16 protein-coding genes are annotated in these 16136 nt (G+C 46.5%); 13 read left to right on the forward strand and 3 right to left on the reverse strand.

Annotated features, from left to right (window positions below; all coding sequences use genetic code 11):
* On the reverse strand, window positions 1-1401 hold a 1401-nt coding region (locus IDJ77_RS27140), incomplete at its 3' end, for a 6-phosphogluconolactonase (RefSeq protein ID WP_262892807.1).
* Window positions 1402-1487: 86 nt separating this feature from the next.
* On the opposite strand from IDJ77_RS27140, the gene IDJ77_RS27145 reads away from it, so the two are divergent.
* The 7 genes from IDJ77_RS27145 to hflX all read left to right on the forward strand — a co-directional run bounded on the left by IDJ77_RS27145 (window position 1488) and on the right by hflX (window position 8579).
* Window positions 1488-2681 (forward strand): anhydro-N-acetylmuramic acid kinase, encoded by a 1194-nt coding sequence (locus IDJ77_RS27145; RefSeq protein ID WP_317174376.1) that lies wholly within the window; start codon window positions 1488-1490, stop codon window positions 2679-2681.
* Between the two features lie 325 nt (window positions 2682-3006).
* Entirely contained in the window at window positions 3007-3453 is a 447-nt protein-coding gene (locus tag IDJ77_RS27150; protein ID WP_191192146.1) for a cytochrome B, read from the forward strand.
* Window positions 3454-3664: 211 nt separating this feature from the next.
* On the forward strand, window positions 3665-5074 hold the full coding sequence (locus IDJ77_RS27155; RefSeq protein WP_191192147.1) for an anthranilate synthase component I family protein: 1410 nt from the start codon (window positions 3665-3667) through the stop codon (window positions 5072-5074).
* Between the two features lie 85 nt (window positions 5075-5159).
* Complete coding sequence (locus IDJ77_RS27160; RefSeq protein ID WP_191192148.1) at window positions 5160-5729, forward strand: anthranilate synthase component II; 570 nt, start codon at window positions 5160-5162, stop codon at window positions 5727-5729.
* A 139-nt stretch (window positions 5730-5868) separates the two neighbouring features.
* Window positions 5869-6651 carry an indole-3-glycerol phosphate synthase TrpC gene (gene trpC / locus IDJ77_RS27165; protein ID WP_191192149.1) on the forward strand — a complete coding sequence of 261 codons (783 nt, stop codon included), beginning with the start codon at window positions 5869-5871 and terminating at the stop codon, window positions 6649-6651.
* A 5-nt stretch (window positions 6652-6656) separates the two neighbouring features.
* Entirely contained in the window at window positions 6657-7079 is a 423-nt protein-coding gene (locus tag IDJ77_RS27170; protein ID WP_191192150.1) for a hypothetical protein, read from the forward strand.
* A gap of 315 nt (window positions 7080-7394) precedes the next feature.
* Entirely contained in the window at window positions 7395-8579 is a 1185-nt protein-coding gene (gene hflX / locus IDJ77_RS27175) for a GTPase HflX (RefSeq protein WP_191192151.1), read from the forward strand.
* Window positions 8580-8725: 146 nt separating this feature from the next.
* On the opposite strand, the gene pepT is transcribed toward hflX, so the two are convergent.
* Window positions 8726-9979 carry a peptidase T gene (gene pepT, locus IDJ77_RS27180; protein ID WP_191192152.1) on the reverse strand — a complete coding sequence of 418 codons (1254 nt, stop codon included), beginning with the start codon at window positions 9977-9979 and terminating at the stop codon, window positions 8726-8728.
* Window positions 9980-10055: 76 nt separating this feature from the next.
* Here pepT and IDJ77_RS27185 point away from each other — a divergent pair, with 76 nt between their 5' ends.
* The 4 genes from IDJ77_RS27185 to IDJ77_RS27200 are packed head-to-tail and all read left to right on the forward strand — an operon-like array spanning window position 10056 to window position 13513.
* Window positions 10056-10775, forward strand: coding sequence for a hypothetical protein (locus tag IDJ77_RS27185; RefSeq protein ID WP_191192153.1), 720 nt, complete (start codon window positions 10056-10058; stop codon window positions 10773-10775).
* A 1-nt stretch (window position 10776) separates the two neighbouring features.
* On the forward strand, window positions 10777-11133 hold the full coding sequence (locus IDJ77_RS27190) for an MmcQ/YjbR family DNA-binding protein (RefSeq protein WP_191192154.1): 357 nt from the start codon (window positions 10777-10779) through the stop codon (window positions 11131-11133).
* A 35-nt stretch (window positions 11134-11168) separates the two neighbouring features.
* Complete coding sequence (locus IDJ77_RS27195) at window positions 11169-12911, forward strand: M14 family zinc carboxypeptidase (RefSeq protein WP_191192155.1); 1743 nt, start codon at window positions 11169-11171, stop codon at window positions 12909-12911.
* Complete coding sequence (locus IDJ77_RS27200; RefSeq protein WP_191192156.1) at window positions 12908-13513, forward strand: rhomboid family intramembrane serine protease; 606 nt, start codon at window positions 12908-12910, stop codon at window positions 13511-13513. Before IDJ77_RS27195 ends, IDJ77_RS27200 begins: the two co-directional genes overlap by 4 nt.
* Here the strand turns inward: IDJ77_RS27200 and IDJ77_RS27205 are convergent.
* Complete coding sequence (locus tag IDJ77_RS27205; protein ID WP_191192157.1) at window positions 13510-14499, reverse strand: hypothetical protein; 990 nt, start codon at window positions 14497-14499, stop codon at window positions 13510-13512. The two genes, IDJ77_RS27200 and IDJ77_RS27205, sit on opposite strands and share 4 nt — an antisense overlap.
* Window positions 14500-14560: 61 nt before the next feature.
* On the opposite strand from IDJ77_RS27205, the gene IDJ77_RS27210 reads away from it, so the two are divergent.
* Both IDJ77_RS27210 and IDJ77_RS27215 read left to right on the forward strand, forming a co-directional pair.
* Window positions 14561-15106, forward strand: coding sequence for a hypothetical protein (locus IDJ77_RS27210; RefSeq protein WP_191192158.1), 546 nt, complete (start codon window positions 14561-14563; stop codon window positions 15104-15106).
* A 2-nt stretch (window positions 15107-15108) separates the two neighbouring features.
* Complete coding sequence (locus IDJ77_RS27215; protein WP_191192159.1) at window positions 15109-16119, forward strand: dipeptide epimerase; 1011 nt, start codon at window positions 15109-15111, stop codon at window positions 16117-16119.
* Window positions 16120-16136: the final 17 nt, after the last annotated feature.

Raw genomic sequence — 16136 nt, forward strand, 5'->3', positions numbered from 1 at the left:
TTTACGGATAAACCCTTTCACGTTGCGGATCTCCTGGGTATCTATCTGATTAGGCAATTTATTCTCGATAAAATGGCGCATCTCGCCGTACAATTTCTTCAGTTCAGCTGCATCCTCACCAACGCTTTCTTTAAAATCGATGGCGAACTCTACATAGCGTAATACATCATCATCCCATACCGCAGTATTACCCGATGTTTGGTAAGCCACATGCACATCATGCCCCTGATCAACTAAACGGATAAAAGTACCACCCATGGAGATTACATCATCATCGGGGTGAGGAGAGAATACGATAGAACGTTTGCGTGCAGGCTCGGCACGCTCCGGCCTTTGACTATCATCAGCACCCGGCTTACCGCCCGGCCAGCCGGTGATGGTATGCTGTACCTGGTTAAAAATGTCGATATTGATATTGTAAACAGGCCCCTGCTCCACAGCCAGTTGTGCCATACCATGATTGTTATAATCCTCTTCGGTCAATTTCAGGATGGGTTTGCCCACCGTTCCCGAAAGCCAGATCACCGCTTTTTTCTTCAACTCATTCTCCCAAACACAATCTTTCACCAGCCATGGGGTATCAAAGCGCGTTAAAGCTGATGCAGCACCCTCATCCAGCACAAATTCCACATGGTCGGAGAGTTGTAAGAAGGTAGCAGGCACTTCACCCGAGATCTCGCCTTCCACGGCTTTGCGTACGATGGGGGCCTTCTTGGCGCTCCAGGCCATCAGGATAATTTCGCGGGCTTTAAAAATGGTACCCACACCCATGGTGATGGCCTTCGTTGGTACATTCTGCTTGCCACCAAAATCGCGGGAAGCATCACGACGGGTCAGATCATCCAAAGTCACCAAGCGCGTACCCGAGTTGGGCGCAGAGCCCGGCTCGTTAAAACCGATGTGGCCGGTACGGCCGATACCAAGCAATTGGAGGTCCAAACCGCCCAATTCCGACAGATGCCTCTCATAATCCAAACAAAAAGCGGCCACCTCATCCTGATCCAAGGTGCCGTCAGGGATGTGCACATTATTCTTATCGATATCTACATAGTCGAACAAATTCTCATTCATGAAAGTGACATAGCTTTGCACGGCATCGGGTTTCATGGGGTAGTATTCGTCCAAATTGAACGTGATCACATCCCTAAACGACAGCCCTTCCTCATGGTGCAAACGGATGAGCTCGGCATAAACACCGATGGGCGTAACGCCCGTTGCCAGCCCCAAAACGGTTTGCTGCCCTGCTGCCTGCTTATCACGGATCAGTTTGGCTATCCTTGCTGCTACTGCCAGCGATGCGGTCTTTTGGTCCGCATAAACGCTCACCGGCAGCTTCTCGTAACGTGTCTCTTCCAGTAAATTTAATCTTGCCATGTTGGTTTGGGTTGTATTGGTGTACAATGGGTTAAACAAATATATAGGATATTTACAAACAGGGCATTTTAATTTACATTTGCTATGCTGCCCAAAACTGGTAAATTACACGCATGCCGCCATTGAACAAAAACCTGCAAGAACTATTTGCCGTTGCCCAAAAAGAGGAGCGGCTGGGCATCGGGCTCATGTCGGGCACCTCGCTGGATGGTTTGGATATTGCCCTGTGCAGTTTCAGCGGCAGCGGTCTGCAAACGCAATTTAGGCTTATCAACTTCATCACCACACCTTACAAAGAAGCTTTTAAAAAAGAAGTACAGCAGGTGTTTGCCCAAAAGCAGGTAAGTTTGGAAAAGGTGACCCTGCTGAATGCCTATATCGGCAGCTTCCATGCGGAACTGATCTTACAGGCACTGGCCGAATGGCGCATTAACCCAGCCGAGGTAGATTTTATCGCCAGCCACGGGCAAACCATTTATCATGCGCCAAAGCGCCTGCATCAGCACCAAAACTACGGCAACGCCACCCTGCAGATCGGCGATGCCGACCATATTGCCGTTAAAACCGGCATCTTAACCATCAGCGATTTCCGGCAGAAACATATCGCCGCCGGCGGCGAGGGGGCACCATTAGCCTTATATGGCGACGTATTGTTAGGCAGCAAACGCGGCGAAAACCGAATTTTGCTCAATATAGGCGGCATAGCTAACCTTACCTATCTCCCAGCCGATGCCGATTATACCAACGTGATGTGTACCGATATAGGCCCCGGCAATACGCTGATAGATGCTGCCTGCCGCGCGTACTTCGATAAGCCTTTTGACGAGGATTCGGCGATAGCCTATTCGGGTACGGTAAATGAAACCCTTTTAGATGCCCTCTTGCATCACCCGTTCTTTAACGAAAGCCTGCCCAAAACCACCGGACCGGAGCTGTTCAATTTAAACTTTGTTGCAGATGCCCAGCAAGCCACCCGCACTTTAAATTTAACCAAAGCCGATTTAGTGGCCACCCTCAGCACATTCACCGGGCGAAGCATCGCCAATTTTATCCGCGCAAATTTTAACGAACCCGATATTAAACTTTTCACCAGCGGCGGCGGGGCCAGGAACCCCTTTGTAGTGGAATATATTAAGAAGGCGCTACCAAATGTGACTATCGCCAATACCAGCGAATTAGGCATCGACCCGGATGCAAAGGAGGCCATATTATTTGCCCTGCTGGGGAATGAGGCTTTGTGCGGCGAGCCAATTGCGATAGGCAATAATCCGAAAGTGCTGATGGGGAAATTTAGTTTCCCTGAGTGAGTTTTACCGCAAAGCGCCTGCATTAGGGATTGCAGTGAAAACCCCGGAACGAGGCGCTGCTTCTATCAGCAGTACCGAGTGAGGAGTTGTAACGGAAAGCCCGGGCCGAAGGCAATGCCATAATTTTTACTCTTTTTAGATAACACAGATTTAAAAGAAGATAAGCCAAACATTAAACGAGTAAGTCAAAGTCCTACTAAAGTTTGTAATCTTATAGATCACTATGTGTACCTGAACCACCTTTCTATTTTACGGCTAAATATCCATCGTATCTACCCATCCATATCAACCAAAACTTTTATATTCGAACCAAATTTTCACTCCAATGACTTTATATAAACTCACACTACTGCTGCATTCCGGTTTCCGGTACATCGTAATGGTATTATTGCTGCTGGCCGTTCTGCAATCGTTTGCCGGCTGGCTTAGCAAAAAAGAATATACAGAAGGTAACCGCAAGCTTAACCTGTTTGCTTTGATATCGGCACACACGCAGCTTTTGATAGGCCTGGCATTGTATTTTATCAGTCCGTTTGTAGTGTTTGCCAAAGAAACCATGCACGAAGCAACCGCCCGTTACTGGACGGTGGAGCACATCAGCATGATGATCTTCGCTATCGTGCTCATCACCATCGGGCACTCCAAATCGAAGAAAGAAACCCTGCCCGAGAACAAGCACCGCACCATCGCCATTTTTTATACACTCGCTATAATAGTGGTAGTTGTGGCAATTGTACAGAGCAAACGCGCCTTTTTTGGCATGAGTAATTAAAAAAAAGCAGAAAAAGTTTGCAGTATCAATTTTCTTTATAAATTTGCTCCCCGATCATGAAAAAAACTTTGAACAATATCTATTGGTGGCAACAAACAAAATTTGGCAGCCGGATAGTTTTTGACATGCATTACTAATCAAATATAAACCTATATTGAAACCCGGCGAGCACCAATTCGCCGGGTTTTTTCGTTTTAACGACTATTGAAAAATGACAACTTTTAAAATAAATACCACACATAAAAAGCTGCTTGCAGATACCACCACGCCGGTGAGCATTTACCTGCGCCTGCGCGATGTTTTCCCAAATTCGCTGCTGCTTGAAAGCTCGGATTATCACAGCCGCGAAAACAGCCTAAGTTATATTTGCTGCGCGCCCATCAGCGGTTTTGTGCTGGATAATGATGAGCTGAAAAAGAAATTCCCGGATGGCAGCACAGAAGTGAGCGCGCCCGGTACCTTTGAACTAACGGACGAGATCAACAGCTTTTTAAGCCGTTTTGAAACCGATGCGCAAACCGGTAAAGTTATTTCTAATGGATTGTTTGGTTATTTTACCCACGAGGCGGTGGAGCATTTCGAGACCATCAAACTGAAAGAAACTGCCGATAACCCGCGCAAGATCCCGGTGATGCAGTACCACATCTACAGTTACATCATAGCGGTAGATCACTTTAAGAACGAACTCTATATTTTCCATAACCAGGTAGAAGGCCAGCCGGAAACCAACGGACTGGAAAAACTGGAGTATCTCATTAAAAACAAAAACTTCCCGGAGTATACTTTTGAGAGCAAGGAAGCCGAGCAATCAAATTTGACCAACGAGGAATTTATTGCGATAGTTGAAAAAATGAAAACGCATATCTACCGCGGCGATGTTTTCCAGATAGTACCATCGCGGGCGTTCTCGCGCAAGTTTTTGGGCGATGAATTTAATGTATACCGGGCGTTGCGTTCTATCAACCCGTCGCCATATTTGTTCTATTTCGATTTTGGCGATTTCCGCATCTTTGGCTCATCGCCGGAGGCGCAGATCACCATCAAAAACCGCGTCGCCAGCATCTTCCCGATAGCCGGCACCTTTAAGCGCAGCGGCGATGATGAAAAAGATGCCGAAATAGCCCGTCAACTCGAGGCCGACCCCAAAGAATCTGCAGAGCACGTAATGCTGGTTGACCTGGCACGTAACGACCTGAGCCGCCATTGCGAGCAGGTGAGCGTAAAGGCTTTTAAAGAAGTGCAATATTATTCGCATTTGATCCACCTGGTATCGCACGTAAGTGGCAAACTAAAACCGGGCGTAAGCTCCTTTAAAATTGTGGCGGATACTTTCCCGGCGGGTACGCTGAGTGGTGCGCCAAAATACCGCGCCATGGAAATTATCGACGAGAACGAAAAAAGCAAACGCAGCTTTTACAGCGGCGCCATCGGCTACCTGGGTTTCAACGGCGATTTTAACCACGCCATCATGATCCGTTCGTTTTTAAGCAAGAACAACACCCTGCACTACCAGGCGGGTGCTGGTATTGTAGCCGGCTCGATTGCCGAAAGCGAGCTAAAAGAAGTAGATAATAAAATAGCTGCATTGCGCAAAGCGATAGAGTTGGCGGAAAGTCTTTAGAGATTAGAGGCTGGAGAATAGAGATTAGATTAAACACATTGGAATCAGGGAAATCCCTTAATCCGAAAAATCAAGGTTCAGACAAATGAGCAATATATTAATAATAGACAATTACGATTCGTTCACCTATAACCTGGTGCATTTGGTTAATGAGATTGGCCTGGAATGCGATGTTTGGAGGAACGACCAGTTTAAGATAGCCGACGTGGACGCTTACAGCCATATCATCCTGTCGCCGGGGCCGGGCGTACCATCTGAAGCTGGTTTGCTGCTGCAGGTAATTGAAAAATACGCACCAACCAAAAGTATTTTTGGTGTGTGCCTTGGTCAGCAAGCAATTGCCGAAGTTTTTGGAGGCAAGTTGTACAACCTGCCGCAACCTATGCACGGCATTGCCACCCCCATAAAGGTGACAGACGGTACCGAGCAGCTTTTTAAAGGACTGCCCGAAAGTTTTAAAGTAGGCCGCTACCACAGCTGGGTAGTGGAAAAAGATCTGCCGGAAGTGCTTACCGTTACCGCCATTGATGAGGAAGATAACTCCGTGATGGCTTTAAGGCATAAAGAATACGATGTGCGCGGTGTACAGTTCCACCCCGAATCGGTACTGACCGAATATGGTAAGGAAATGATGGAGAACTGGTTAAAAGGATAACGCGTTCAATAACTTGTCATTTCGAACGATAGTGAGAAATCTTGTTCGATATAACAAGTGGCGAGTTTTGCAAGCCGTATAAGATTTCTCGTCGCTTCGCTCGCTCGAAATGACAATTGTTATTTAAATTTGAAATGGCATGAACATACTCGATAAAATAGTCGCACATAAAAAAAGAGAAGTTGACCGCGATAAGCGCGAAACCACTTACATCGAACTGGAGGAATCTGAATATTTCCACCGGGAAACGTATTCCTTCCGTGATTTTTTATTAGCGGAAGACCGCACGGGCATCATCGCCGAGTTTAAACGCAAATCACCCTCCAAAGGCATCATCAATGATGAGGCCCTGGTAAAAGAGGTGACCAAACAATACGCCGATGCAGGCGCTTCGGCACTATCCGTACTTACCGACCGTAATTTCTTCGGTGGCCGTAAATTAGACCTGAAACGTGCCCGCCGCGCCAACACCATCCCGGTGCTGCGCAAGGATTTTATGATAGACGAGTACCAAATTGTAGAGGCAAAAGCGTTAGGCGCCGATATTATCCTGCTCATTGCTGCAATCCTTACCCCCGCAGAAATAAAAAACTTAGCCGCCCTTGCCAAAAGCCTGGAGCTGAATGTGCTTTTAGAAGTACATAACCTGGAAGAACTGGAACGCAGTATCGATACCAACCTGGATGCCATTGGTGTAAACAATCGCAACCTGGCCGATTTTACGGTATCGGTGCAAAACTCTTACGACCTGGTGGAGCACATCCCCAGCGAATTTTTAAAGATCTCGGAAAGCGCTATCAGCGATACGCAAACTATTAAGGACTTGAAGAAGGTTGGTTTCCAGGGTTTTCTCATCGGCGAAAACTTTATGAAACAGGCCGATCCGGGGAAAGCGATGCAGGAGTTTGTGAAGGGGTTGTAATAAAAATGATGAAGCAGATAGTTATAAAGTTTGTTGTTCCGCTTACAATCGTTTCTTTTTCATTAATTACTATGCGATCAATCGCATTTGTAGATGACATTGGGTCGATCGATTTTACCGGGTTTCCTTTTCTTTACACATGCAAAGGCTTTCACACATCAATGTCTCAGCAATTCTTTTTATTGCCGTTGCTTGTTGATCTTGTAGTTTATCTGCTAATTTGGTTTGTCATTTTTTTAAGCCTTAAAAATTTTGTGGATATCAATAAGGCTCCGCGATTTATACCGGTTACTTTAATTTTATTGGCGACAGTTTTTTTTGCAATAAATATTCTGCTTGCAAACAATCCGGATAATATTTTTCTTTTAAAAAGGGATTTTGAAATCAAGGTGGAACAGCGTGATTTTTATGTAGTTTCTTGGTTTTAACAACCTTAATTGTTGCGATAATCTGTGAATGTTTGTAATTAACTTCGCTTTCCATATCTTTGTGCCATCATGTTAATGTAATACTCCATACCACACTTTCAATTTAGCCGGGCCTGTGATGGTTTTGCACGAAAGTCTTTGTTACCAACTTACCTGTTTGTAACGCTCACCTTATTTAATGCTTCTTAATATTTATTAGAAGCGATATCGTTAATACAAAACAATTTTGCGCTATGTGAACATAACCACCACCCCGTGAGTTATAATAAGGTAAATTACATTTACCTTTATGGTTAAATGTTAATCATTTTTTGAATGAAACAGAAATTTTATGATACTGCTGTGAAGCAGGAAAAAGTTGTGCTGGTGGGTGTGATAACACCCAACGAAACAGAAGCACGAGAAAAAGAATACTTAGAAGAATTGGAGTTTTTGGTTGCCACAGCCGGCGGCCTCACCGTAAAGACCTTTACCCAAAAATTACAGCGCCCGGAACGTTCCACCTTTGTGGGGACGGGTAAGCTGGAAGAAATAAAAGAATATGTTGTTGCCGAAGAAATAGACATCGTCGTTTTCGACGATGAGCTTACACCCTCGCAAATGCGCAATATAGAGCGTGAGCTGCAGGTGAAGATCCTGGATAGGAGTAATCTTATCCTTGATATTTTTGCAAACCGCGCGCAAACGGCGCAGGCAAAAACGCAGGTGGAATTGGCCCAATTGCAATATTTACTGCCACGATTGACCCGTTTATGGACCCACTTAGAGCGCCAGAAGGGCGGTATTGGTATGCGTGGCCCGGGTGAAAGCCAGATAGAGACCGACAGGCGTTTGATCCTGAACAAGATCTCCCTGCTGAAAGAACGCCTTAAACTCATCGACAGGCAGAACGAAACCCAGCGCAAAAACCGCCAGCAACTCATCCGCGTGGCGTTGGTGGGTTATACCAACGTAGGTAAATCTACCATCATGAACATGCTGGCAAAATCTGATGTGTTTGCGGAGAATAAGCTGTTTGCCACGCTGGATACCACGGTACGCAAAGTAGTGATAGAGAACGTGCCATTTTTATTATCAGACACAGTTGGGTTTATTCGCAAATTGCCTCACCATTTGGTAGAGTGCTTTAAATCTACCCTGGATGAAGTGCGCGAAGCGGATATCCTGATCCACGTGGTGGATGTATCACACCTTACTTTTGAGGACCAGATCCGCACGGTAAATGAGACCTTGAAGGATTTGAAAGTGGTTGATAAAAAAACAATCACCGTGTTCAACAAGATAGATGCTTTTAACCCCGCCGACCACAACATCGACATAAAAGACACACCACTCACTATGGACGATTTTAACCACAGTTGGATGGCTAAGAATAACGCCCCGGCCATATTCATCTCCGCCACCGAAAAAGAGAACGTGGAAGAATTTAAAACGATGTTATACGATGCCGTAAAGAAGATCCATACGGAGAGATACCCGTATGATAATTTGCTGTATTAAGAGTTCTTTTCGCTTTGTCATGTTGAGCGATAGCGAAACATCTATTAACCAAATGCAAAGTAGCCACCATGCTGTCGCCGATAGCATGGTGGCTATTAGATCCTTCGTTCCTCAGGATGACAAGGGGCTCCGCCACTCTTCAGGGCCTACGTTTTCTCTTCCCAAATACTGCACAAATGCAATATTGTTTCCACTGCCTTTTGCATGTCCTGTACACTCACCCATTCCTGTTTGCCATGGAAGGCATGCTCCCCTGCAAAAATATTCGGCGTGGGCAAACCCATAAATGATAACCTCGAGCCATCCGTGCCGCCGCGGATGCTGCAAAGTTTAGGTTCCATACCGGCGCGGCGAATGGCCTCCATGCCGTAATCTACTATTTGCGGGTGCTGTGCCAGTACATTTTTCATGTTGCGGTACTGGGCTTTTACATCGAGGGTGTAGGTGGAATTAGGAAAACCTTTTAATACTTCTTCGGTAATTTTCCTGATCGCGTCCGCATGATTCTGTAACAATTCTTCCTCAAAATCGCGGATGATAAAATCTACCGTAGCGGTTTCTACGTGCCCGGCAATATCTACGGGGTGTACAAAACCCTGCATACCTTCGGTGCCCTCCGGCGATAGATCATAGGGAAGGGCGGCAATGATCAGGCCCGCAATTTTTATAGCGCTTTCCATTTTGCCTTTGGCGAAACCGGGGTGAGAGCTTACCCCGTTGATGGTCAGCCGCGCGCCATCTGCCGAGAACGTTTCATTCTCCATATTCCCCGCACTTTCGCCATCAATGGTATAGCAGGCAAAGGCGCCTATCTTTTCAATATCGGCTTTATCAACGCCGCGGCCTATCTCTTCATCGGGCGTAAACAGGATCTTAATATCGCCGTGCTTTATTTCGGGGTGATTAATGAGCTGGTAGCAGGCATCCATAATTTCGGCAACACCGGCTTTGTTATCGGCACCCAAAAGGGTAGTGCCAGATGCGGTGATGATGTCGTTACCCATCTGATTCTTCAGATCCGGATGCCCGGCCATGCGTAAAACCTGTGCGGTATCATCGGGCAAAACAATATCCGCACCGGTATAATTGCGGTGGAGCAATGGTTTTACATCCTTGCCGCTGCAATCGGGCGCGGTATCCATGTGCGAGCAAAAGCATATCACCGGTACGTCTATCTTATCAGTATTGGCTGGTATGGTGGCGTACACGTAACCAAATTCGTCCAGATGGGCATCGGTAAGGCCTATAGCTAACAGCTCTTTTACCAATAGTCGGCCAAGATCTTTTTGTTTGTCTGTTGAAGGGCAGGTTGGCGATGCCGGGTCGGATTGTGTATCGATGGTTACGTAGCGCAGAAATCTTTCGGTAACAGTAAAACTTAGCGGTGTGTTAAAATCCATATAAAGCCTATATTAGTGAAAATTTTTTGTGAAGCGTTCCGGGTACAAAATTGTAAATAATCTTAACTTAATTATTTTGAAAAAGTACATATTATTGGTTGCTGTTACGTTTGCTTCCTTTTTAGCGAAAGGCCAGGGCGGCTATAACTATAATTCTTTCGGTTTTGGTGTTGGGGCCAGCTATATCCACCCGCTTGCCGATCTGAAAAAAGGGTATAGCGACTTTGGCTACAGCGCCAACTTTACCTACTATTACAACCCTTACGTGCCAATTGTGTTAGAATTTCAGACGGGGAAATTAAGAGGCGGTGGTAATACCGTTGCCGAAGATAAAGACACCCGCCGGTTCGAAAACAAATATAAAGCCCTTATTCTACATGTAGATTATCAATTGGGAGATGCCATAGATTACTACCGCAGCGGGTTCTTAAATATCCTGAAGAATTTTTACGGCGGTATAGGTGTCGGGGCGATGTTTAATGATGTAAACACCAACAGGTTTAGCCTGATAGACCCGGGCTACCAGTTCCCGGGGAAGCAAAAAACGGTAAACATTGTTGTGCCTTTGCGGTTTGGTTACGAGTTTAAGATATTTGATTATACCGGTGTGCCAAAATTTGGTATTGATATCGGCTACCAGCATAATGTAACCTTTGGAGAAGGCCTGGATGGCTACGAGGACCCAACCTCTAAATTTAAAAATAACGCGCCCGACCAATACCGCCAGATAACCATCGGGCTGAAGTACAACTTTGGGGCAGAACATTCTTACGATAAATCTATAAGCGGCAACTAAGTTGAATATAGAAGAACTGCGCGATTATTGCCTTGCTTTGCCAGCAGTGGAAGAAGGTTTCCCCTTTGGGGAGGATACTTTAGTGTTTAAAGTTGGCGGAAAAATATTTTTGCTGGCCGGTTTGCAAGACGGGCACCATTTTAATGCCAAGTGCGACCCTGAACTTGCCATAGACCTACGAGAGCGCTATACCGAGGTGAAACCCGGCTACCACATGAACAAAGCCCATTGGAACACGGTTTACATGAACGGTACACTCACCCGCAAGCAACTTTGCGAAATGATAGATCATTCGTATCACCTGGTTTTTAAAAGCCTCCCAAAAAAGTTACAGGCAGAAATATCGCCCGCCAAATAATTATTCAACGCCTATTTTATATTTGCTGTACCGATATGAAAAGATCCCTGTTACTGGTGCTGCCCCTGTTTTGCTTTATACAGGCGCATGCCCAGCTTACCCCATTCGAACTCAGCAAAAATAAGAACTACTCGGCCACCCATGCCGAAGTAATTACTTACTACCAAAAACTGGCTAAACAGTACCCGCAGATGCGCACCGTCAATTACGGGATGACGGATGTGGGCAAGCCCTTAACGTTGGTGGTTTTATCTAAGGACAAGGTGTTCGATCTGGCGCGTATAAAAAAGCAAAACAAACGGGTGCTGCTCATCAACAACGGAATCCACCCCGGCGAACCCGAAGGCATCGATGCCAGCATGATGCTTACACGCGACCTGCTCAAAAACAATAAGTTGCCTGAGGATGTGGTGATCTGCATCATAGCCGTATATAACATTGATGGGAACATGAACCGGGGGCACTCCCGCGCTAACCAGAACGGGCCCGACGCTTATGGTTTCCGTGGCAACTACCGCAACCTGGATCTGAACCGCGATTTTATAAAAGCCGATAGCCGTAACGCGCTGGCCTTTGCGCAAATACTAAACACCTGGCAGCCCGAAGTACTACTGGATAACCACGTAAGCGATGGTGCCGATTACCAGTACGTGATGACGCTAATAGAAACGCAAAAGGATAAACAAAACCCGCTGCTGGCAGATTATACCGCCAAAGTAATGACGGCCGACCTGTACAAAGGCATGAAGAAAAGCGGCTTTGAGATGATCCCCTATGGTGCCGGCGAAAGCGGCCTGCCGGATTCGGGGATCGTAAGTTTTATGGAAACACCAAGGTTCTCCACCGGTTTTGCGGCTCAGCATAACATGATCAGCTATATGACGGAGACGCACATGCTGAAACCGTTCGACAAGCGCCTGTATGCCACCTATAACTTTATGGAGCACCTGATAGCCATTTGCCAGCGGGATGCAAAAGCAATAGGCGACCTGCGTAAAAAGGTAGATGCTGAAGTGAGTCAGCAAAAAACATTCGCCCTGGCCTGGGGCTTAGATGAAAGTAAAGTAGATACCATTACCTTTAAAGGCTACGAGGCCGGGTACAAAACCAGCGAGGTAAGCGGCTTGAAACGCTTGTATTACGACCGCGATAAACCTTACACTAAAATCATTAAATTCTTTAATACCTACAAAGCAACCGCCACAGCCGAAAAGCCGGTGGCTTACGTTATCCCGCAGGCTTGGGGTAAGGTGATAGAGCTGTTTAAGCTGAACAGGGTAGCCATGCGCCAACTGGCGCATGATACCACGCTGAGCCTGCAGATGTATTACATTGCCGATTATAAAACGGGCACCCGCCCTTACGAAGGGCACTATATCCACAGCGGTGTAAAGCTGAACCCTGTGGCTAATAAAATTAAATTTTACGCCGGTGATTACGTGGTATATGTAAACCAGCCCATTAACCGTTACATTGTAGAAACGCTGGAGCCGCAGGGCGTGGACTCGTTCTTCGCCTGGAACTTTTTTGATTCGGTGCTGGGGCAAAAGGAATATTTTTCCGACTATGTGTTTGAGGATATTGCCGCCGACCTGCTAAAAAAAGACCCGGACCTGCGCAAAAAACTGGATGATGAAAAAGCAAAGGACCCTAAAATGGCAAACAGCGCCGCGGCCCAGCTCAATTTTGTTTACCGTAATTCGCTCTATTTCGAAAAAACATACCTGCGCTACCCGGTAGGCAGGTTGCTAACTGATACCAAACTCGACCTTAAATGATAGAATACCTAACGCTGGCCCCCGTGGCTTCCTTTATATTTGTACTAACGCTTGGCACTTCGCTTTTGGCGTTCTCTAACCAAAACATCTATGCCAAATTTATCCTGAACCCTTACGAGGTTTCGCGCGGTTACCGGGTATATACCATCATCACCAGCGGATTGATCCATGCCGATTGGAACCACCTGTTCTTTAATATGCTGTCGTACTACTTTTTCGCCTTTCAGTTAGAGGCGGTGCTGGGGCACTGGCAGTTTGGGGTATTATACCTGGCAACCATGATACTGGCCGACCTTCCATCAATTTATAAGCACAAGGAAGATTCCTGGTATAACACCTTAGGGGCATCGGGCGCTATCAGTGCAGTAATTTTTAGCGCGATATTGTTCAATCCAAAAGGGCAAATGGGGCTCATATTTTTGCCCTTCATGATCCCCGCCTGGATCTTTGGCATCCTTTACCTGGTGTACTGCCACTTTGCATCCAAACACGCACGCGATAATATCAACCACGATGCCCACTTGTTTGGGGCCTTGAGCGGTATTTTAATAACCATCATACTGCATCACGGTATCATCAACGAATTTATCGCGCAGTTTTAGCGGGGCAATTCAATTGTCGATGCAGCAATGCGGGTGCCATCCGGGGTAAACAAAAAGCTCATGGGCTGGTTGGGGTTTTTGATGATCTCGAGCAGTAAGAAGCCCCAGTTTTTCCAAAAATTCTCCAGCACCTGGCCGTAGGTTTTATTCATCCATTCGTCAAACAAAGGCTTGCTGTTAAAGCCTCGCAGGGGCATGGCCTCTATAAAAATATCCTCGCCCAAGGGCATCACCTCGTACTCGGGCAGGCGGTTAAACAGGTAATTGGAGTAAAACACCCGTCCCGAAAACTCCTCGAATTGTATAGGGTGCAGGGTTTCGTCTTTTATCTTATCAAACAGTTCGCGATGATAATTGCCATTAGCACCATTATCCTGCAGGCACATCACAAGGCCAAAGTCTTTTATCCGCAGGGCAAAGGTTTGGGTGTTTATCTCGTCGCGGTAGCCAAATTCCTTCTCGTTATTATCTACCTTAAATAAAAACAGGCTGTAGGGCTTAAAATCTTCAAACTGTATAGGCAGGTTAATGCTTTGCAGCATCAAATGCAAATGGCCGAACTTGTGGATAATGGATTGCGAGATATTAAACTCCTCGCCCTGGGTGTGCTGCATTTTTATGCCGGCCTGCAATTCGTTAAAAATAATGCCGTACATCAGCTTGGCCACCCATAGAAAAAGCCGGTGTTCATCCAGCGCTTTCACCCCTTCGTAGCCCTTGCTAAAGGCCGCGGCTATCTCGGCCTCTAAGGGCTCTAAAAACGCCTCGTTAATGGCTGCAGAGCAGGGGATCTTGAGGTCTTTGTAGGTGGCGATGCTTTCATCGAGCAGTTTAAAGGGCTGGTCCTGCAGGTTGTACATGCTCATGAGCCATTGCGGAAAAACCTGGATCTTTTCTTCAGTGGTGCTGAGCGGCTGGCCGGTTAAAAAGCATTTAGTATTACCGAAGCTGAAATTGCTGAAAGGGTGATAAATTTGTACCGCCATGGCCGCAAAGATAAGCAGCTTTTAGAAGTATTATTTTAGCTTTGAGTTTTATGTAGTAAAAATGACTTTATCCCTTTTAAGCCTGTCGCAAAACGAGCATGAGATCTATAAACGGACTCAATATCGCTTGAATAGCGATGCATCGACTAAAGATGACTGGCAGGACGATAAACTGGTGTTGGATAATTACAAGGCTATACATGGTGAATACCTGAAAGTCTTCCACGAAGCGGATGATGAGTCGACGAAGCTTGAAGCCATGAAGAGATTGATTTACCTAAACTGGGAGTCGATAGTTGAACCCGACTGGCTCACCGGGGTAGACGACCTGGACGAGGCCGCAATCTTCGAATCCTACAGTATCCTGAACGACTACATGACCCAGGGAAAATTTGATGCGGAATTCACCTGGATGCTGAGCCACTACGCCGTTTGGGATTACGCCATTCTGCAGTTTGTGGAGGGTAAATTATTCGAGCTAACGCAGTTTGTAAAAACCATAGATATCTCCAAAAAGAAATTCCCCCAAGAACTCCCTGCCGGCACGTTTGAAAACCGCGGGCAAATGGGCATCTACTGGGAGCTAATGATCAAAACAGAAGAATAAGAATGAAGCTTACTTACCAGCAATTCGAACTCACTTTAAAACATACGTTCACTATCGCTAAATTTTCGCGCACCAGTACGCCGGTTATGCTGCTGCAGGTGGAGCATGAAGGTGTTGTGGGCTATGGCGAGGCATCTATGGTGCCCTACATGGGCGAGAGCTACGAAACCGCTAACGAATTTTTAAGCAAGGTAGATGCCGGGCAATTTCAATACCCCTTTGATTTTGGTTCTATCATCAGCTACCTGGATAGCATAGCGCCCGGCAACCCGGCTATCAAAGCGGGCATCGATATCGCCCTGCACGATCTGGATGGCAAACTGCAGGGCAAGCCCTGCTGGGAATTGCTGGGCACCGATCCGGCAAAAATGCCCATCACCAGCTTTACTATTGGGATTGATACCAAAGAGGTAATTATTCAAAAGCTGAAGGAAGCCGCGGATTTTAAAATTATCAAAGTAAAGCTCGGGCGCGATAACGATAAGGAGATCATCCAAACCATCCGCTCGGTAACCAATGTGCCCCTTTTTGTAGATGCCAACCAGGGCTGGACCGACCGCAAACAAAGCCTCGACCTGGTGTACTGGCTAAAAGAACAGGGCGTGGTTTTGATAGAGCAGCCCATGCTAAAAACCGATGTGGATAGCAACGCCTGGTTGACAGAGCATAGCCCCCTGCCGCTTATTGGCGATGAAGCCGTACAGCGCCTGGCCGATGTGGAGAAGGCCAGCGGTGTTTACCATGGCATCAACATTAAGCTAATGAAAGCTGCCGGCATGTACGAGGCTAAACAAATGCTGAATAAAGCCCGCGAACTTGGCCTGAAGGTAATGATAGGCTGCATGACCGAAACCAGCTGCGCCACCCTCGCTGCCGCAGCACTTGCCCCGCAATGTGACTGGGCGGACCTGGATGGACCTTTTCTTACGAGCAATAACCCTTATCAATTGCCGCAGTTTACCGATGGCAAATGGGTGCTGAATAATGCGCCGGGGTTGGGGATAGCGGTTTAAGTACCATTTTGAGCAAA

Origin of the sequence: Mucilaginibacter pankratovii, from assembly GCF_014773265.1 — a bacterium.
Classification (GTDB): Bacteria; Bacteroidota; Bacteroidia; order Sphingobacteriales; family Sphingobacteriaceae; genus Mucilaginibacter; species Mucilaginibacter pankratovii.